This is a genomic window from Pseudomonas sp. HMSC08G10 (assembly GCF_001808425.1).
GTDB classification, from domain to species: domain Bacteria; phylum Pseudomonadota; class Gammaproteobacteria; order Pseudomonadales; family Pseudomonadaceae; genus Aquipseudomonas; species Aquipseudomonas guariconensis.
On record NZ_KV793287.1, the window covers coordinates 1 to 17,419 of the forward strand.

19 protein-coding genes are annotated in these 17,419 nt (G+C 60.0%); 1 reads left to right on the top strand and 18 read right to left on the bottom strand.

All coding sequences use genetic code 11. The annotated features are described in order from the left end of the window. The coding region (locus HMPREF3173_RS01785; RefSeq protein ID WP_218188837.1) for a Kelch repeat-containing protein at positions 1 to 923 on the top strand (923 nt) is incomplete at its 5' end. 26 nt (positions 924 to 949) lie between these two features. On the opposite strand, the gene HMPREF3173_RS01790 is transcribed toward HMPREF3173_RS01785, so the two are convergent. The 18 genes from HMPREF3173_RS01790 to HMPREF3173_RS01875 form a co-directional block, all read right to left on the bottom strand. Continuing rightward, positions 950 to 3,196: a phage tailspike polysaccharide lyase family protein gene (locus HMPREF3173_RS01790; RefSeq protein ID WP_070571279.1), complete on the bottom strand. Its 2,247-nt coding sequence runs from the start codon at positions 3,194 to 3,196 to the stop codon at positions 950 to 952. 59 nt (positions 3,197 to 3,255) lie between these two features. Continuing rightward, entirely contained in the window at positions 3,256 to 5,967 is a 2,712-nt protein-coding gene (locus HMPREF3173_RS01795; RefSeq protein WP_070571280.1) for a host specificity factor TipJ family phage tail protein, read from the bottom strand. Beyond that, positions 5,964 to 6,359 carry a hypothetical protein gene (locus HMPREF3173_RS01800; protein WP_070571282.1) on the bottom strand — a complete coding sequence of 132 codons (396 nt, stop codon included), beginning with the start codon at positions 6,357 to 6,359 and terminating at the stop codon, positions 5,964 to 5,966. The genes HMPREF3173_RS01795 and HMPREF3173_RS01800 overlap by 4 nt, the downstream gene beginning before the upstream one ends. 11 nt (positions 6,360 to 6,370) lie before the next feature. Then, positions 6,371 to 6,877 (bottom strand): DUF1833 family protein, encoded by a 507-nt coding sequence (locus tag HMPREF3173_RS01805; RefSeq protein ID WP_070571284.1) that lies wholly within the window; start codon positions 6,875 to 6,877, stop codon positions 6,371 to 6,373. Then, complete coding sequence (locus tag HMPREF3173_RS01810; RefSeq protein ID WP_070571286.1) at positions 6,874 to 7,329, bottom strand: transposase; 456 nt, start codon at positions 7,327 to 7,329, stop codon at positions 6,874 to 6,876. Before HMPREF3173_RS01810 ends, HMPREF3173_RS01805 begins: the two co-directional genes overlap by 4 nt. Beyond that, positions 7,326 to 10,190 (bottom strand): phage tail length tape measure family protein, encoded by a 2,865-nt coding sequence (locus tag HMPREF3173_RS01815; protein WP_070571288.1) that lies wholly within the window; start codon positions 10,188 to 10,190, stop codon positions 7,326 to 7,328. The genes HMPREF3173_RS01810 and HMPREF3173_RS01815 overlap by 4 nt, the downstream gene beginning before the upstream one ends. A 15-nt stretch (positions 10,191 to 10,205) precedes the next feature. Continuing rightward, complete coding sequence (locus tag HMPREF3173_RS01820; RefSeq protein WP_256543742.1) at positions 10,206 to 10,487, bottom strand: hypothetical protein; 282 nt, start codon at positions 10,485 to 10,487, stop codon at positions 10,206 to 10,208. A gap of 80 nt (positions 10,488 to 10,567) precedes the next feature. Next, positions 10,568 to 11,011, bottom strand: coding sequence for a hypothetical protein (locus HMPREF3173_RS01825; protein WP_070571290.1), 444 nt, complete (start codon positions 11,009 to 11,011; stop codon positions 10,568 to 10,570). A gap of 57 nt (positions 11,012 to 11,068) precedes the next feature. Next, entirely contained in the window at positions 11,069 to 12,238 is a 1,170-nt protein-coding gene (locus tag HMPREF3173_RS01830; RefSeq protein WP_070571292.1) for a phage tail tube protein, read from the bottom strand. A 67-nt stretch (positions 12,239 to 12,305) separates the two neighbouring features. Then, a complete protein-coding gene (locus HMPREF3173_RS01835) occupies positions 12,306 to 12,497 on the bottom strand; it encodes a hypothetical protein (protein WP_070571293.1) in 192 nt (63 codons plus the stop codon). Next, on the bottom strand, positions 12,497 to 12,904 hold the full coding sequence (locus HMPREF3173_RS01840; RefSeq protein WP_070571295.1) for a phage tail terminator-like protein: 408 nt from the start codon (positions 12,902 to 12,904) through the stop codon (positions 12,497 to 12,499). Before HMPREF3173_RS01840 ends, HMPREF3173_RS01835 begins: the two co-directional genes overlap by 1 nt. After that, complete coding sequence (locus HMPREF3173_RS01845; protein WP_070571296.1) at positions 12,901 to 13,290, bottom strand: HK97 gp10 family phage protein; 390 nt, start codon at positions 13,288 to 13,290, stop codon at positions 12,901 to 12,903. Before HMPREF3173_RS01845 ends, HMPREF3173_RS01840 begins: the two co-directional genes overlap by 4 nt. 2 nt (positions 13,291 to 13,292) lie before the next feature. Further along, complete coding sequence (locus HMPREF3173_RS01850) at positions 13,293 to 13,673, bottom strand: glutamate 5-kinase (RefSeq protein WP_070571298.1); 381 nt, start codon at positions 13,671 to 13,673, stop codon at positions 13,293 to 13,295. 2 nt (positions 13,674 to 13,675) lie between these two features. Next, positions 13,676 to 14,068, bottom strand: a complete 393-nt coding sequence (locus HMPREF3173_RS01855; protein WP_070571299.1) for a protein singed — start codon at positions 14,066 to 14,068, stop codon at positions 13,676 to 13,678. Between the two features lie 39 nt (positions 14,069 to 14,107). Then, a complete protein-coding gene (locus HMPREF3173_RS01860; RefSeq protein WP_070571306.1) occupies positions 14,108 to 14,689 on the bottom strand; it encodes a hypothetical protein in 582 nt (193 codons plus the stop codon). A 49-nt stretch (positions 14,690 to 14,738) separates the two neighbouring features. After that, complete coding sequence (locus HMPREF3173_RS01865) at positions 14,739 to 15,707, bottom strand: major capsid protein (protein ID WP_070571301.1); 969 nt, start codon at positions 15,705 to 15,707, stop codon at positions 14,739 to 14,741. A 12-nt stretch (positions 15,708 to 15,719) separates the two neighbouring features. Further along, complete coding sequence (locus tag HMPREF3173_RS01870; protein WP_070571303.1) at positions 15,720 to 16,430, bottom strand: hypothetical protein; 711 nt, start codon at positions 16,428 to 16,430, stop codon at positions 15,720 to 15,722. A gap of 116 nt (positions 16,431 to 16,546) precedes the next feature. Continuing rightward, positions 16,547 to 17,419: minor capsid protein (locus tag HMPREF3173_RS01875; protein ID WP_070571308.1), on the bottom strand; the 873-nt coding region annotated here is incomplete at its 5' end.

Here is a 17,419-nt window from a genome sequence, read left to right on the forward strand (position 1 = left end):
GAAATACAGGGTTACTTCAGACCTTCCCTAACGCGCAGGTATTTGATCCGAAAACCAAGAAGTTCACCGATGCCGGCATGATGACCGAGCCGCGCTTCGTACATGCCATGAACCTGCTTCCTGACGGGCGCGTGCTGATCACCGCAGGCTTCAGTAAGGCGGGACAGTTCCTGCAAACGTCTGAATTCTACGACGGCAAAAGCTTCAGCAAAGGACCGCAACTGGTCGAGAATCGTGACAATCAACGCACGATCGATCTGGGCAACGGCAAAGTCTTCATTGAAGGCGGGGACAGCGAGAAGCTTGGCTACATCGCTTCCACCGAGCTGTTCGACCCGAAAAGCAACACCTTCACCGCCGGTCCGGTACTGCCAACAGGCCGAGCCATGGACACCATTAGCGACATCGGCAAGGGTAAGACCCTTCTTGCTGGCGGTATGAAGATCGTCGACTTCAAGCAGGTGTTTTTGAAAGAGACCGTCATCTACGACGAGAAAAGCAACACGGTAAAAGTCGGTCCTGACCTGGTCACTGCGCGCAAACAGCACAAGGCCACAACTCTCCGGGATGGGCGCATTCTGTTCACTGGCGGAATGAACGAAAGCGGCACCCTTGATACCGCAGAAATTTACAGCAACGGGAAAATCAAGCAGACAGCCAAGATGGTGAGCCCGCGCCGCGAGCATTGTTCGGTGCTTTTGAATGACGGACGGGTGCTGGTCGCCGGCGGCCATACTGGTAGCGACTTCACTGCAACCACAGAGGTATTTGATCCATCCACCGGGAAGTTCTCTGCAGGCCCTTCCATGGGCACTGCGCGCGCCTTCCCTACCTGCACGAAGCTTAAGGACGGTAGCGTCCTGGTAGCAGGCGGGGCCAACAACAGCGGAGCAACGAAATCCGCAGAGCTTTTGGTGCCTTAAATGAATAGGGGCATAAGCCCCTATTTTTAGATATCGTCCAGGCTTGCCACCCAATGAAGCCTTGCCGTATTGCCAGATGCAAAGCTACCAGATGAGGCAATCATTGCTGGGCGAATGTTGCCTGTACCTACGTTATAAGCAATCGGGATCGGTGCCACGGAACCAACAGTACTTTGGTCGCCGCCCGATTGGCTGGATACTGCCACTGAGACGTTCGGCAGCTTCGAGTACGGGTAGCGAATAGTTTGAGCTGGGGCTGCGATAGTTGCAGCTGCAGTAGTCGTTACGTTAACTGCGCCGGCCTGGCGCATCTGCCTTGTTGGAACGTTGGCATTTTTTGCCGTGGCCACCAATAATGGAGTGCCAGCCGGCCCATAAACGTTATCAATGATCAGATAATTGCTATCAAGCGTTGCCTTGATCTGGTCATCCGCCGCCAAGAATCCCTGCAATGCCACGGCAGCCATGTGGATATGCATACCATTGATGTTCACGCTGCATGGGCGAGGACTATTTCTCGCCCTCAGGAACATTGGTTTAGAAGTAGCACCAGCATTAGGGAGCTCGAAGGTATTGTTTCTGGCTACGATCAGCAGCGCTTCGGCCAGGCTGGTCCCTGGAGATAGATGGATATAACCTACAGATGCACCAATCCCATAGCTTATGAACTTATTGTTTTCGATGGTGAATGTTCCACCATAGATTTCTGTTCCATAGATGCACTCGCCGTCAGCACTTGAGACTCCATAAATGAGGCTATTCCGAACTGTTGCATCGCGACCCGACATGATCACGCCGTTGCGGAACACACAGTTGTCATAAGTGATTTTGTCGGCATTTCCGTGCATGTCGCCAGCGCCAATATCAGAGGCGATGTCGACGTTATCCAGCAACATTCCATAGATCAGGCCATGCCGGTTCGGCACACAGCAGATATCGTCCATGCCGCCAATGGCAACAGCATGACGTGTAGCTGCAGCGTTACCGCCATACACCGCAAAATTATGACAATTTGAGATAGTTAGGCCGTACTCATCATTCACCGCTGGCGATCGGTTTGGCGTTGACGCCATGTTGATCATCACATCGAAGCAGCGCTCAACCTCAAGACCGGTATAAAGTGTTACGTCACTTGCCCAATAATTAGACACCTTCACGCCGTCACCAAACAAAACCTTAAATGGCGCGATTGAGTATGTGTCCGATGGCGAAAAGTGCATCTCGTTGGCCGAGACTCTCACGCCACGCAAGCGGTAAACCTGTACTTCACTTGAAAGATAGACGGAAGAACTATTGCCATAGATCGTGGCAACGTTTCCGCTGATCGAGTGCACCTTCCACATCTCGCCAGCACGGTAAGGGTCCCGGTCTGCCAACCATGATCCATTGGTAGGGTTGTACACCACGATTACGTCGCCCGGCACAAGGTCGGGAGCAGCGGCAAACGTAATCGACCTGGCTCCCTTTACGATACTCGCGCCAAGACCGCCGATCTGCGTCAATTCGCCTTGAGTCAACATGCAGCTTCCAGGCCCGGAAGCCATGCTGAAATCAACTCGAGTCGAATACCCGTCGCCGGTATAAACGATGTCCCGAGTCGCCAGCGTGCCCTTGTTCATGACGTAATGGCCGCCAGGAGCATGGACACGAGGGCATCCGCTATTGATCGCCGCCTGGTAGGCAGCCCAGTCGATGGAGTCAGTCAACGCGGTAGCGTGCGGATATACGACCTGGGCCTGCGCCAGAGATGCGAAGCGCTCGGACAGCGGATGATAGGTGCCATCAGCGATCGCACCATAGTCCTTGACGTTGGCAGTGTCGTTCAGCCGATCGGCAACGGTACGCTGGCGGTAACCGATCATGCTCGCACCGGAAGCGCTTGCCAGTTCATCGCGCAGCGACCGATCAACCTGTGCTACCAGGAGGTTTTGATCATCAGCCCAGGTTCCGCTGAGCCCCACTGGGAAGGTGGCTGGCAGCTTGACGCTATAAAGATTGTCGTTTCGCTGGATCAACTGTGTTGGTCGATCAACGGTAAGCTGCGTGCCATCCACATAGATTAACGGAACTGGCTCAAAGCCTTGTGCGGCTAACCACTCGGCCACCTGTTGTTCCATTCCATACAGGGTCCTGCGTTCGACACCAAGCCGGTCAGGCGCAGTGACTCTCGTGCGATCAGTTGCCCAAACGTCGATCACACCAGAGTTATCGTAGAGGTCGCGCGGATCGCTCGAGCCATCGGTTCCAACTGGGTTGCCAGTGTTGTAGCGCATATTTTCTCCGGGCATAAAAAAGCCCGCTCAGTGGCGGGCATGCTCGTTTCAGGATCCGGTCAGGCCGGCGGGAAATTGTTGTCGTCGAGGTAGATGCGTTCGTCGTAATTCACTGCGGTGACGTTGCAGCTCACGGTGCCGCTGGGGTTTACTTCTTTGATCAGGGCCGGATAGCAGAACTTGGCCTTTGGCCCGAACTGCAGCACAGGCGCGTCCATAGCGCTGTCCAGCACCGGTACGAAGTCCAGAGACGGAATAGTCAGTCGGTAGTCGTCAATGCGCGTTGCGACGTATGGCCCAGAGGCGCTACCGTCTCGGCGGCGAAGCGCAATCCAATGCTCGCCTCCAGCAGACCAGTCCAGCCGCTCCGAGGAGACCAGCATGTGCTGGCCGCCCAGCTGCGCATAACCCTTGAGCATTGCGCTCTGACCATACCCAGGGGTGGTATCGCCCAGCAGGGCATAGTCCAGATAGCCGCTGTTCAGCGCATCCAGTTCCGTGGAGAAGCTGTAACGCTTGCGCTGGTAGACCTGCTGACGGCGGCGCCGCATCCCAATGCGCCATGCACGGGTTCGGTCGGTCACCCCTTCGATCTTGATCTTTTCTGTTCGTGTGCCGGCATCTCCTGCGAGTCGACATTCCACGGTCTCGATCTGCCAGGTTCCACCGTCGAGGTATTCGACATCGACCCCGTCGAAGTCATCTTCCGTGACATGCTCGGCTTCGCGCTTGAGAGGCTTGGTCATTACCTCCGGGTTGTACATGTGATCGAAGTCTGGGCCGCGGGGCTCGTCACGAACCGGTCGGATAAGGCCGCGATCAATGGTCAGCTCAGCGAAGCCTGCCTGCAGGCATTCGATCATGCAGGCCTTCACCGTGCTTGCGTCCTCGATCGTTCTGTCGAAGTAGTCGCCACGGGCTGTCCAGATCTCCTGCAAGCGATCCAGCTCCTCCAGGTCAAGGTCTGAATTCCCGTCCGCAATCGAATAGCCGACGCTTTGAGCGATGTAGCCAATCCAGGCAGAGATATCTCGAGTAGGCTCCTCGGCAGTCCAGGCGCCGTTTCTTCGCGTAGGCAGAATGCGAGTGGCAACCACCGATACCTGGCTTTCAGACTGGGAAGCAATGCGGTTCCCGCCTTTTACCCGAACGGCCATGGTTGTTACGCCGTCATACCGCGTCGGCGCAGGGAGATTGGATCTCAAGCCGTACCATTGGACGGTGTTTGCGTCCGACGTGCTTGTGGACTTCGCCCCGATTCGACGCAGGCGAACCTCGGGCCGCATCAGCGGAATGTTTAAAAATTCAGTGAACCCAAGCTGGTCGAGCGTGGCCTGGGTGTAGGTTTTCTTGAAGGAAGTCCAAGCGCCGGCAGTTGCAATGTCGCGGTATTGAAGCTCAACCGTCACGGAGAAATCCCGAGTTTTACCGGTATTTTCTCCTACATGAGTCAACCCCTGAGGGAAGAAAATGTCCCAGGCAATACGGCTCGTCGTCGTTCCTGCAGGGCAGGCCGCATAAGGGCCGGACCAGTCACCCTCCTGTGTGGATCCATCCAATTGCAACAGCGCGGTCGATGTCGTCAGGGCGTCGAACCCTGGCCAGGCTGGGTCGTTATCTCCTACCGCATTTATCCGCTCCACGGAGATCGAAGAGGTGCTTGCCGCCGTTATACGGTACCGCAGCCCCCGGAATCCGATGCTCATCCGCAAGCCAGTTCCAATCGTCAGCCCAGTTGCAGCACCTCCGGAGGCCCAGTTCAGCGTCATCTCATCTGGAGCGGTGCCCACGCCAGGCGTGTATGTGGCTACCGTATAGCTGCCTTCGTTCGCACCAACGATCTCAATCGGCATGCCGACATATGGCGCAACCTGGTCAAGATTTCCGCGGATGATGTCGCGCCCTGCCCCTCCATCGATCACGTCGTAGGTGTAACCGACGACGATGCGCACGATCATGCCGGCAGCCCAACCAGAGGGAAACGCGCCAGCGCCGCTCGGGATGGTGACCGTCTTGCCAGCGAACTGGAACGACTGAGCGTCAGGAACAGGATCTACAGCGTATGTAGCCTTGAGCTCGATACCCGCCGTACCGGTTGATGTCGCGCCCACCTCAGGAGCGGAGTGCCACCACTTCGCAGCAGGCTCAGCACTGAGATTGGCTCCGGGTCCGTAAATCTGGTACTGCGCATCGGCACCCAACGAGATCAGGGGCGTATCACCTATAAGGATGCTGCCTGCAGGTATGTCGTACTTGCCGCGACCTACCACAAGCAGCATCTCGATCCACTGCGAACGCGGGTCATCAAAGTATCGATTTGGCGGCAGCGCATAGTCAGGGTATGGCCGCTGCCTTCCGGCGATTTCTCGGATCACCGAGTTCAGTTTGACCTGGTTACCTTTCACCGTGGCCAGCCCAAGATCATTCCCGCGCTTCGTGTTGCTCCTGCTATTCAGCGAAGGCATTTTCGGCATCAGTGCACCAAGGACCGCCTTAGCGCCGAACACCAGGGCCAGGGTGATCGAGAATGGGTCGGTGCCTTTCGGCTCGCGGTAGATCTGGACGCAGTCCTCGGGACCGAACTCGATGGTCGCCCACTGGGTGGGTAGCGCGCGCTCACCGTTGACGAACACGCTCATTGGCAGCGCCGCCGGCTCGACCTCTTCTGGCAGGCCGTCAGCACGGAACCAGGCAAGCAGGCTTTGCCGGCTTTCGACCGGGCGCACCTCGGCAGGCCCGCCAGCGAGCTTGTTGGCATAGATTTCGATCATTCCCGGTCTCGGTAGTAAATGACGGTGTTGTGGTCGCGCTTCCACTGGGAAAGCGGGAGGCAGCGTGCGCCGCGCGATGGGTTGATTTCGAGGATCTTCAGCCGGCCGCCTGCCTGGACGACCAAGGCGACGTGCACACAGATGTGGCCGCGCATCACAGCGGCGATAGCGCCATGCTCTGGCTGGCACACTTCCATGTGGACGGCCTCAGCCCGGTACGCCCGGGTGAACTCCCGTGGGTCGGTGTTGCGCACATGCCCCCAGCTCGGCAGCAGCCGCTTGCCCATGTGCAGGTGCCGAGCCTCCCTGACCAGGCCCCAGCAATCGAACATTTCCGGCCCGCGCGCGCCATCCTCATACCTGCAAGACAGGTATTTGTTGATCCATTTCATAGGGGAACCCCTTAGAGGTATTTGAGGCCTGGCACGAAATTGGTCGTGTAAAGCGCACGCGGCCAAGCGGTGCCGATCAGATCGAAGAATCCGCACTGCAAGGTGGCCTGGTTTCGCTCGAAGGAATCGCTATCCACCGACATGCGATAGGGCCTCTCGCATGGTGCGGACAGGTCGCTTGCCAGATACACACGGTAGATCGCTGTTACCCTGGCATTTGCGTCGATGGCCTCATCAGCAAACTGCTGGACCCTGCCCGTTGTGTTGTCCACCCCAAACGCCAGAGCCTGGTTGCCCTTGTTGTTCTTGGCGGCCAGCGCGATACCAATGTTTGCGGCCTCGAATGTCAGCAGTCGACCATCTTCGGTGCCGCACACCCGGTCCTTGAAACCGTTGCAGATGAGCACAGGTTGCGACCATGCTGGGCAGGTGATCTCAAGCGTGCGGACGAATGCCTCTTTGCCTCCTGAGGCGACGGCTTCCCGGTAGATCTGCTCAAGAATGGTGGAAGTGGTCATGCTTCTGGCCACTCCCTGTTCACCGCCATGTCGATGATGTTCATCATGAACCAGAACTCAGGGAAATCCTCCCAGCCCGGCTGGATCAGAGGCGGCTCGCGCAATTCTAGGGTCGCCGAATATTCCCAGCGGCTGACTTGCACCAGAGTTGGTCCGGTGTAATGCCCGGTGAATCGGCACTCATACTCTTGAAATCCGATCGGCGTCAGGAGCGTTGCCTTGAACCGCTCCACGCCCTGAACCAGCGTCCGTGCGTACCATCCCTGGAAGAACGCCATCTGGTTGCGGTCGCAGTTCCATTTAGCGTTTATCAGGTAAGGCACCTCATCGAAATTCAACCTCTGGCGCGCCCTTCCCGACTCCATCGGTGTGCGCAGCATCGGATCAACAGGGGTTTCCAGGCCGTATCCATCTTGCAGCGGTAAAGGTAGCTCTGCTGGGTATTCGATCATGAGCCAACCCCTTGTAGTCCGTATTTTGCCCGCATAGCCTGGTCTGCCTCGCCATCACCCATGATGCTGGCCACCCAAACCTTGATGAAGTCCTGATTCCCTTCTCGGGTGACCTGCGATGTTCCTGCGCGAGATGGATCCTGGTAGATCTGGACGATTGGCTGAGGCATTGGAGAGCCGCCAGTTCCAACTCCAGCACTTCCCGAAGTTGACACCCGCTCGCCAGAGTTGATCGCCTCGAGCAACGCCCGGTTCTTCCTGGTCGCCGCAGCGTTTACGATGAATTCGCCATTGCTGATCTTGGCCAGGTTGCTGTCAGAGGTTCCGGTGCCGGAGCCTGTGAAGTAGCCACCGGTGGCGAACCCTGGAACAGCTGCCAGGGTGGTGGCTAGTGCCGTGGTCGAGGTCAGGGCCGCCGCAGCCGGCACAGAGTTTCCGCCGAAGCTCGCCAGAGACGCCAAAGCGGCGGCCGGCGCCCATGCTGCAGCGGTGGTGCCAGCCAGAGCGATGGACGTGCCTGCGGTAGCGGTGCCGAGGGTAGCTGCCAAGGCGGCATTCAGCCCCATTTGCACGCCCATCTTCACGAACCCTGCCACGATCTCCCGCAGCACGTTCTTGCCCAAGTCGCCCAGACTTTGGAACGACAGGTTGAGGTTCATGATCTGATCGGTGATGCCCTGGGTAACAGAACCGAACGCAGTCGAGAAGATCGACTGGGTTTGTCCTGCCACGTTCGTTGCCTGGACGCCGAAGTTCTGCACGGCGGCTGTCCACCCGTTGATCGGGTTGAGCATGGCCTGATCCATCTGGGCCCAGCCGTTCTGCAGAGCTTCCAGCTGACGCGGCAGGAACTCGTTGGTCAGGTCGATCTGCGCTTGCAGGTCCTGGCGCTGCTTCTCCGTCGTGGCGTTGGCCAGTTCGGTTCGCAGTTGCAGGATGCGGTCGTTGGTCTGCTGCTCGAGCTGCACGCGCTGCTGAAGGCGCTGGGTCTGCTGGTCGCCCATGCCGACGCCCGCCGCAGCAATACTGTACTCGTTCCGCTGATTGGCGAGCTGCCGCTCAAGCTGTGCCCGGTACTGCTCGGCCTGGGTGAGGCCTTGGGCACCCTTGATGGCTGAGGCGTAGTTGATCGAGGCCTGCGCCAGCGCCTTGCCGTACTCTTCCTGGCTGATTTTGCCTCGGTCCAGAGCAAGCTGCAGCTGGGTTTGCTCCTTTGTCAGGGTGCGAGCGGCTTGGGCTGCAGGGTCATACTGGCCGTACAAGCGGGCGAATGTTGTTTCAGCCTCAGAGACACCTTTGTTGGCGCCCTTGGGAGCATTCTTCTTCGCCTCGCGGGTCTTGATTTCCGCGATTTCCTGCTCGATGCTCTTGCGGGACTTCGCATATTTTTCTTCTTCTGCTGCGGTGAAGCCACCAGCTGCAATCGCGTCCTTGCGAGCTTTTTCCAGATCAGTCAGTTGCTTTTGCAGCTTCTGTGTCTGGGTGAGCGACGACTTGTACGTCGAGTTGATCAGGTCAACGCCTTTCTTCCCGGCATCCTGTAGCGCTTTATTACTGGCATCCTGTGCTGCCTGGGCGGCGTTGCTTGCCAGCGCCTTCTGCAGTTGCTTAAGCCTGGTTTCTAGCCCGCGGAGAGTTTGATCGTCATCCCCAGCGAAGAAACCAATGATGCCGCCCTTGCGCTGAGCAATCAGCTTCTCGGTGTTGGCGATCTGTTCTTCGATTGATTGGTCGCGGCCCACGTCCAGCATGGCATCCCATGCTTTCTTGGCCGCGCCAGTGATGGACTGCCAGGCTGACTCCAGGGCGCCAAGGTTACGCTCTATCTCCCCTGCGCGGCTGCTGATGGCCTCGGCGTACAGGCCGGCTGCCATGGCAGCAGCGTCCATTGTCCTTCCCTGCTCCTGCAGGGACTGGATGTTGGCGTATTGCGAGGCGGTGAGGATGTTCAGTTCGCCGTCGAGCTTCTTGATGGCCTCAACAGGGCTTTTGCCAATGTCGTTGAAGGTCTGGACTACATCCGTGATATCCCGTCCAGTTTGTTTCGACCAAGCCAGAGAGGCCTGGGTGATTTCAACGTACATTGTGCGCAGCGGGTTGCCGGAAGCAGCCAGCTGCGTCAGCACACCAGCAGCCGCACCAACTGTGCCGCTAGTCGCCGCCACCTGGTTGGCCATGTCGATCAGTTGGTTGGCCGTCAATCCAGCTGCGTTGCCGTTCTCAATCAGGGCATTTGAGAACCGCTCCGACTCCTCGCTCCCCTGGTGATATGCCAGGGCTAGAACGCCCGCAGCAGCGGCAGCCGAAGTGAATGGATTTATCAGCCCAACGATGTACCCACCAAGCGCTCGGGCAGCTGGTCCGGCACCGCCGAACATGTCCTTGAGCTGCCCGCCTTGCTGCAGAAACACTGTCAAGGGGGATTGCCCGGCTTGAAGGCTCACCGCGATATCGGTGAACTGCGCCGGCACTCCACGCAGCGCCGCCTGATAGGCCTTGGCAGACATTCCCGCCCGGTTCATGCCATCAGCGGTTTCACCGAGCGCAGCACGCATCGTGTTGATACGATCGGTGTACTCGACGAATGTGTCGCTCTCGACGATACCGGCCTTTTTGAACTTGGCCAGCTTTTCCTGCATGTCATCCAGCCGACCAAGTGCGGCTGTCGTCGGATTGATCTGGCCAAGCAGCTGGGAGAGTGCGCGGCGCTGATCATCAAGACTGTCTGAAACACCATCTGCCGAAGATGCGGCCGCATCCCCTGCCCGTTCCATTTGCTGGAGAGAACCGGTCAGGTCATCCGCATTTCGCTTGGCTCCGCGCGAGTCGATCGTCACCGCAAGGCGTGATTCCTGCGCCATGTGATTCCTCCGGCGTCAACGCCTCTTGGGTTTGTTTTTGGCCTCAGCGGCGGCCTGGGCTTTCTCGCTCTGCTCCTCCCAGTGCTTACGGAACTGGTCATCGAGGGCAAAGACGGCTGCATCGAACTCTTCGCGGCATATCGCCGATGGGTAGCGGTCGAGGTATTCGGTTATGGCCGAAGGCGGAATGGGTGCAGGCGCGCCGACCATGCCGACGTACTGACGTGACCGGCTGATGTAGGCGTAGGCCTCAAGGATCTCGGCAGTTACGCCGTCGATCTCTGGCGCCTCGGGCACTCCAGAGCCAAGCCGCTCATGCCTCCAGCGCTTCTTTTCGTTGGCATCGCCAGCCCACTCGCGCCCCCACAGGTATGCCGCTACTGCTTTTCCGCGGTGGCTGCGGCCTTCTCCTCGACGCGACGGGCGATGTCGGTTGCAGTGCGCAGGGCCAGGAAGTAGACGCTTGGCATCTGGTTGATCAGCGCAATGCACAACTCGGCGCTGTAGGGAGCCGGCTCGCCTGGCTTCTCTTCGACATCGACGCCCTTCCAGTCCTTTATCAGGTGCTTGGCCACCAGTTCGACGAACAGATCATCGTCGGTCTCCAGTTCAACATCCGGGAGATCTGCCAGGTTGAATTCGGCCGTTCCAACCCGGGCTTGCTGATTGATTGCGGCCAGGTGGCGATTGATCAGCGCCTGATGCGACTTGTACAGCGGGTTGGCGATCGAGCCGACGAGGATCTCTGCGCCCGGGGCAAACTCGACCCAGCGCTCGCCGTTGATATCCAGCTCAGGCTTCTTTGCAATGGTGAAGGCCATGGTGTTCCTCTGCGGTAAAAGTCCCGACGCACACCGCAGGGCGCGCCGGGCGAAGAGTTAAGCGGTGACGGTGACAGCGCAGGCGTCGGTCTTGGTGCCGTCTGCGGCGCTGGTCGCGGTGATGGTGGCGGTGCCGGCTGCGACGCCAGTTACCAGGCCGGTAGCGCTCACGGTGGCGATCGCCTGGTCGGAACTGGTCCAGGTGACCAGCTGGCTCGCGCCTACCGGAGTCACAACAGCTTCGAGGTCGCCGGTTTCATCAACGGCCAGGCTCAGGGTGGCTGGGGTCACGGTTACCGCGTCGATGGCGATCGGCGCCGGCAGACGGGTGATGGTCGGCGGAACGCGACGGGCTGTGTATTCCAGTTCCACCTGAATGATGTCGGTAGCACCACCGTCCGGCCAGTCGCCGCTCACTTCCATCTCGGGGATGAAGAAGGTGTAGCCGCCGTCGGCGTTGTTCAGCGTGAACTCGAAGCTCAGCGCACCACCGGTCTGCTGGGCCTTCCAGTACTCGTAAGCGGTCTTGGACCAGCTAAGTGTGATCGATCCGCCAGGCACGAAGGTGGTCTGGATGATGTTTCCAGCGAACGGGTTGCCGTTGCCGATGCATCGCTGGGTCTGCGAGTTGTTGGCGAATTGCAGGTTGAAGGTATCAACGCACGCGTTGTCATCACCCAATTGCACGCCGTTGATCTTCAGCCCGGTCACGTCCTTGAAGCCGTAGCGCCGCTGGCTGGCCTCGGGTGCTGGGCTGACGATGAAGGAAGTGTTGTCGGCCTTGTCCTGCCACGAGGTGGCCATGAACGTGGTGGTAACGCTGATCTCGTTGTCGTTCGGGACCTCGATGTTGATCGTGTCAACCTGAGCACCCCGGGCGATACCAGCGATACCGACATCAGCGTCATAGGAGGCGATGGAGAACGAGATTCGCTCGTTACCCATGGTCAAAGTGTTGCCGACCCAGTCTGCGCCGAAGCAGGAGGCCAGAAATTCGTCCAAGGCGCCGTATCGGAACTTGGTCTCGATGTCGCCGCCGACATCCACGGTGGTCTGGGCAGTGCCCTGCGACATGCGTGTCTCACCGATCTCGTTGTTCTCTTCGGTGTTGTAGGTGGGTACCAGGCCGAAGCTGACGCGGGTCAGGACGTTCCAGGGGCCTGGCGGGGTGATCCCCGGGGTCACTTCGCGAATCCACGCGGTCGAGCGTTTTGCACCGCTACTCATGGGGTGTTTCTCCTATCGATAGGCGTAAAAAAACCGCCATGTGGCGGTGCAGGAAGGGATTCGGCGCTCAGGCCGGTATGGTGCGAACCACGATTATCGGCAGCGGGTCATCGTCAGGCCTGAAAACCACCTCGTCGTGCGCCAGGCGGGGCTCGGGGTACTCGACCATAGAGCCGTCAGGCTGGATCGCGCGCGTGATGTGCGCAACCTCTCGATCAACCACCTCGCCACAGATGCGGATCTTCATGGTTTCGCTCATCAGTAGGCCCTGTAAGGGATGGAGACGTTGACCTGGTACCAGCCGTGGCCATCGTCGCCAACGACCCGCGGGGACGCCTCGAAAAAGTCGAACGGGCCTTCTGGTGCGCTGTAGTGCTGGAACTGGGCGACCAGCGTGTCTACAGCCCTGGTGATAGACAGCGTGCCGCTGTAGCTGGGCACGAACAGTTGGATGACGACGATTCCGGTCTGGCGCACGCATGGCCCGATGCCGACCTCTGGTGCGCTGGAAAGGCCTGGAACGTCCGCCAGCCTGGCCCAGATTGGCTTACCAGCCGGGTCGAACGGGCCCTGCGGGTTGTTCGGGTAATCGACAGCGGACGCGGGAATGCCCGCCCACTGCGCCATGCGGCCAGTGACGATGGCCCGGATCTGCTCGAAGGTCATGTCCTGTACGCCTCGGCAACGCCGTTGAACGACACCGCGTAGATGCCGGCCGGCGCCTGCTTGGAATGGCCATCCTCAAGCGGACCTGCATACGGCAAATTGTTCTGGATGAAGACCTGGGTGTATGGCTCCAGGCCGGTGACTGCTCGAACACCAGCCTGGATGGTTTCGGCGCCCGCTGGATCGACGTTCACGGTGCTGGTGTACACCGGCGCCCCGACACTGACGATGTTGTTACCACGGAAGCGCCCGGTATCAACCGGCGACCGCAGAACGATCTCGTTGAGCATGGCCATGGCGATAACCCTAACGCGCTGGCTCAATTGCTCTTCAACCACCCCGGTGAACATGCTGGGCGGCGTGCTCCAGCCTCTGTTCTTGGCCATGGTCACTTCCTCAGCTGGATTTCGTAGTGCGCCTTGGCTGGATCGATACCTGGGCTGACGACGCGGTATGTCACCGGCAGGCCGGTGATCAGGTCGGTGGCGGTGATCAGGTGCCCTACGGCCGGCCTATCCGCGACCTCATTGGCCAGACAGATCAGCAGAACGTCGCCCACCAAGATGTTCAGGCCGTCGATGCGCCGGTTGTCGTAGCTGTCGAGCACGCCGCGCCCGGTGTAGGTCACTGGCTGCGCCGTGGTGGTCTCGTTTACCGGGTCCCAGACACCTGGACCCATGTAGGTACCGGTGAACGTCGATACGGCGTCGGCCAGGTCTTCGTCGAAGGCCTCGGCCAGGTCTGCCTGGATTTCGTCGCGGAGCCCCATGGCTATCCCCTTTTCACAGCAAAGGCGAACGGATTGCTGCGCCAGGGCGTCAGCAGGGCCAGTGCCAGCTGCACACAGGCTGGCTGGGCGACAGTGCTGGTCTTGTCGATCGAGCCGAAGGTCTTGCTGGTAGATACCGATCCGGCCTTGACCGTCTTCGCCTCGAGCGAGCCCTCGGTCTGCTGCTGGTAAAGCTTGCCTTGGGAGGCGCACTTGGCCAGCCGCGCTCCTGCCTGCCTCACATCCTCAGGGATGTCGTCCATGTCGATGCCGACCAGGTTGAGCGCGGTCAGGTAGGCATTTGCCTCGAAGACCGCCTCGTCCTTCAGCTCTGGAGCTGCCCAGTCAGGCCCGAGGATGGCGTCCACGTCGGCCACGGTGATGTAGGTAGCCATCAGGCCTCCGCTTGAATGATTGGGGCCGCAGCCCCGGGATTACTGCTGGCCGAGTTCGGCAACCTGCTTTTGCAGAGACTCTTTGGAGGCGTTGGATCGGTAGGTCACGCCGGCCTTGTCCAGGGCGGCTTTCAACGCCTCGACTTCCGGATCGACACTGGCAGCCTTAAGCGCTTCGATCTGCTTCAACAGTTCGACCTTCTCCTGCTCCAGGCCTACGACTTTCTGCACTTCACCGTCGCACTCACGCTTAAGGCTGGAGATTCCGGCATTCACCGCCTCCAGCACCTCGAACAGGCGCGATGCGGTTTCACCCAGCTCGCCTACCGGGCGCTCCAAGCTCTGAACGGCGAACGATTCGACGATCACCCCGATGGAAGCGAGTTCTGCTGTCAGACGATCGACAACGTCCTGGCTCAGGAAGCCCGCCTCTACGACTACCGCCAAAGCCTGCAGCTCGGGGCGGATAGTTACCTCGGGGACGTCCTTGGCCGCGCCCTTGCGATCCTCTGCCACGTTGGCGTCGACAATGACAAGGCCATGTTCCCGGGCAAGTTCCTTGACGTTTTCCTGGTACTGGTGGAACGGTCCAGCTAGATACCAGATGTTGTTCTTGCTCATGCGCTTGTCCTCAGCAGGCCAGGCCATAGGCCCAGCCCGCTATCAGGGTTTACTTGGAAGCGTCACCGATCAGAGCCACACCGGCGGTGTGCTTGATGCTGGTGGCGGTCTTGTCCCAATTCGTACCGGTGGCGATCTCGGCATCGGTCGGGGACTTGCCGCCGTTGGTTTGATCCCAGGTGTAGCCCTTGAGGCCCAGGCCGAAGTCGTAGTCCACCTGCAGGGTGGTCTCGATGCGCTCTTTGCCGTTGGAGGTCTGGACGTTGCTGACCATGTTGCGACCGTCGTGCACCAGCGCGGCGCCCTGCACCAGGGACAGGATGATTTCCTTGTTCGGAGTGCCGGCCTGCATGAGGGCTGGCGCGTCGGTGACCACCGAGACCTTGCCCAGAATGTCGACAACGCGAACGTTGCCGGCCTGGAACAGCTGCTCGGAGTTGGTCAGGGCTTGGCCGATCAGCTTGTGGTAGGTGGTGCCCTGCATCACCTGGGTTACCAGGTTCTGGCTGGCGTCACCGAACTTGGCGTGGGCGTTGTTCAGGCCGACCTGAGTGATGCCGGCGGTTGCCGAAACATCGTTGACGGCGGCGGCCTGGGCAGTGATCGCGGCCACCAGCGCGGCGATGGCGGTGTTCAGCTGGTCCTTCAGCAGGATCTCGGCGAACGCGCGGGATGCTACCTCGACGCCTTGGGCGGTCGGGCGCTCCAGCCAGGTCATCTGCGACGGCTCGTAGCGAACGGGCCCGAAGCCGCCGGCCACCTTCACCGAGGTGTTTTTCAGCTCGGTCAGGTCGGTGATCGGCGCAGCGCCGTTGGCGGCGTAGCGATCCACCCGGCGCTGCGCGGCGGCCAGGGTCTGGAAGAACGACTCTTGGAGGAAGTCGCCAGTGAAGCCGTCCGGGGACAGCACGATGGCGCCGCGGCTGGCGGCGTTGAACGCAACGAGCATCTGATCCAGCGTCTCGATGGTCGCCGGCATGATGTAGTCGTTGAAGACCTGCATTTGGGTCAGGGACATGGATGTTTTTCCTTATTTCAGTGGGAGGTCTGGGAACCGGCCAGCGATCGCCGCCGTACGTTCCTCTTTGGTGCCGCCGATGTTTCCTTTTGCGGCCCCGCCGCCCTTTCCAGCACCCCCGGCCCCGCCGCCAGATGCCTTGCTACCAGCGATCAGCGGGCCAAAGGCCGGATCATTGGTGAATTCTGCTTTCAGCTCTTCCAGCGTTGCCGCCGAGAGCTTGCCGGCAGCGTCCAGCACGACAACGGTGGGCTTACCGTCTCGCTGCTCGACGCTCAGCCGGCGTTCGATGTGGGGAAGCAATGCCTTGGCGCTGCCTGGCACGGCCAGAGCAGTCGCGATCTCGGTGGCGGTGCGGCCCACGGTCAGATCCCGGATCTGAGCTTGAAGGGTGGCGCGCTCGCTCTCGAGAGTGCCGGTCAGTTCAGCTTCGCGGCGGTTGTACTTCTCGGACCAGGACTTCTCGAGCTCCTCGACGTTGCCCGACTTGCGGGCAGCCTCTTCGGCCTCGGCACGCGCCTTTTCTTCGGCCTCACGGCGGGCTTTCTCGGCCGCCTTCTTCTCGCCCAGGAGTTCTTCCACCTTGGCCTTCAGGCCGGTGACATCCTCCTGCCGCGGCAGCCCCTCGATGCCAAGGACGAACTTGCCGTCCTTCTCTACGTACAGGGCTGCTACCGATTCTTCGACGCCTTCAAGGCTGTCCAGTTGGTAATTCAAGGTCATTGCTGTCTCCCAGAGACGTTGAGCAGGCCCTGCCTGCGGATACAAAAAAGCCCCGGCTCAGCCAGGGCTTGGAATTGCGCGCCACGAAATGGCGACTGCGTGTTTTGTGGAGCGGATCAGTTCAATCCAGCCCTCTCAAAAGCCATCGGCTCACGCTCGCGCAGCTGCCTGAGGGTCAGGGTGCGGCCTTCGTCGTCGACAAATCTGTCAATGGTCAGCTCGCCTTTGCTGAACAGCTTGTAGCGGGCCGGCCCCAGCACATCTTCTTGGAAGGCTGCTGGCTGCCTCGCGAGCCATTCGCCGTAGGTGGTTTTGCTGCTGACCTGCTCGGCACCATCCGGTCCGACTGCTGGACGGGTTGAACCGGGGATCTCCCGGGCAAACTCATCCTTGAGCACCGGTATCTCGGAGGTCCGGCAGTTCCAATGGAATGGCGGTGACGGCGCGGTCATAGGCACCACAGTGCCGTCCAGAGCACGACATAGCGGCGTTGTCCTGCCATCCAGCGTGGCCACGCGGCGCTTGCCCTTCAGGATGTCGTCGTTGTCGGCCATGACCTGCTGCCGAGCGGAACTGGCGATGTGGTTGGTCATGGTCCTAACCAACGATGCGGCCTGGTCGCGCTGCTGCACGCCCAACGAGGTGAGCCGCCGGCTGATCTGCCCGGTCGTCTCGCCCAGTGCCGATCCCATGCGAATCTCGCTGATGATCTCGGCGCTCTTCTTGGTGCCGTACTGGTCCAGCGCGCCAGCGATGCTGATGCGCTGCCGTCCTTTGCCGACCTCCAGGTCGAGGGGATCGGCCAGCGCTGCGGCGGCCACCTGCTCGATGCTGGGCTTGTTCAGCTGGACCACCGTCTTCACGATCTTGCCCAGCAGGGTCATGTTGAACTCGGCTTCATACCCGGCGAATTCCGTCAGGTCGAGCACGGCCTGCCGCTTCATTTCGCCGTATACACCCGCCAGCTCGCCCTGTAGCTCCTGAATCTG

Excerpts from the sequence above, each read along its gene's own strand:
- HMPREF3173_RS01805 (WP_070571284.1), bottom strand. The coding sequence starts at position 6,877 with ATGACCACTTCCACCATTCTTGAGCAGATCTACCGGGAAGCCGTCGCC.
- HMPREF3173_RS01790 (WP_070571279.1), bottom strand. The coding sequence starts at position 3,196 with ATGCGCTACAACACTGGCAACCCAGTTGGAACCGATGGCTCGAGCGAT.
- HMPREF3173_RS01845 (WP_070571296.1), bottom strand. The coding sequence starts at position 13,290 with ATGGCCAAGAACAGAGGCTGGAGCACGCCGCCCAGCATGTTCACCGGG.
- HMPREF3173_RS01835 (WP_070571293.1), bottom strand. The coding sequence starts at position 12,497 with ATGAGCGAAACCATGAAGATCCGCATCTGTGGCGAGGTGGTTGATCGA.
- HMPREF3173_RS01795 (WP_070571280.1), bottom strand. The coding sequence starts at position 5,967 with ATGATCGAAATCTATGCCAACAAGCTCGCTGGCGGGCCTGCCGAGGTG.
- HMPREF3173_RS01815 (WP_070571288.1), bottom strand. The coding sequence starts at position 10,190 with ATGGCGCAGGAATCACGCCTTGCGGTGACGATCGACTCGCGCGGAGCC.
- HMPREF3173_RS01810 (WP_070571286.1), bottom strand. The coding sequence starts at position 7,329 with ATGATCGAATACCCAGCAGAGCTACCTTTACCGCTGCAAGATGGATAC.
- HMPREF3173_RS01850 (WP_070571298.1), bottom strand. The coding sequence starts at position 13,673 with ATGGGGCTCCGCGACGAAATCCAGGCAGACCTGGCCGAGGCCTTCGAC.
- HMPREF3173_RS01800 (WP_070571282.1), bottom strand. The coding sequence starts at position 6,359 with ATGAAATGGATCAACAAATACCTGTCTTGCAGGTATGAGGATGGCGCG.
- HMPREF3173_RS01870 (WP_070571303.1), bottom strand. The coding sequence starts at position 16,430 with ATGACCTTGAATTACCAACTGGACAGCCTTGAAGGCGTCGAAGAATCG.
- HMPREF3173_RS01830 (WP_070571292.1), bottom strand. The coding sequence starts at position 12,238 with ATGAGTAGCGGTGCAAAACGCTCGACCGCGTGGATTCGCGAAGTGACC.
- HMPREF3173_RS01840 (WP_070571295.1), bottom strand. The coding sequence starts at position 12,904 with ATGACCTTCGAGCAGATCCGGGCCATCGTCACTGGCCGCATGGCGCAG.
- HMPREF3173_RS01860 (WP_070571306.1), bottom strand. The coding sequence starts at position 14,689 with ATGAGCAAGAACAACATCTGGTATCTAGCTGGACCGTTCCACCAGTAC.
- HMPREF3173_RS01825 (WP_070571290.1), bottom strand. The coding sequence starts at position 11,011 with ATGGCCTTCACCATTGCAAAGAAGCCTGAGCTGGATATCAACGGCGAG.
- HMPREF3173_RS01855 (WP_070571299.1), bottom strand. The coding sequence starts at position 14,068 with ATGGCTACCTACATCACCGTGGCCGACGTGGACGCCATCCTCGGGCCT.
- HMPREF3173_RS01865 (WP_070571301.1), bottom strand. The coding sequence starts at position 15,707 with ATGTCCCTGACCCAAATGCAGGTCTTCAACGACTACATCATGCCGGCG.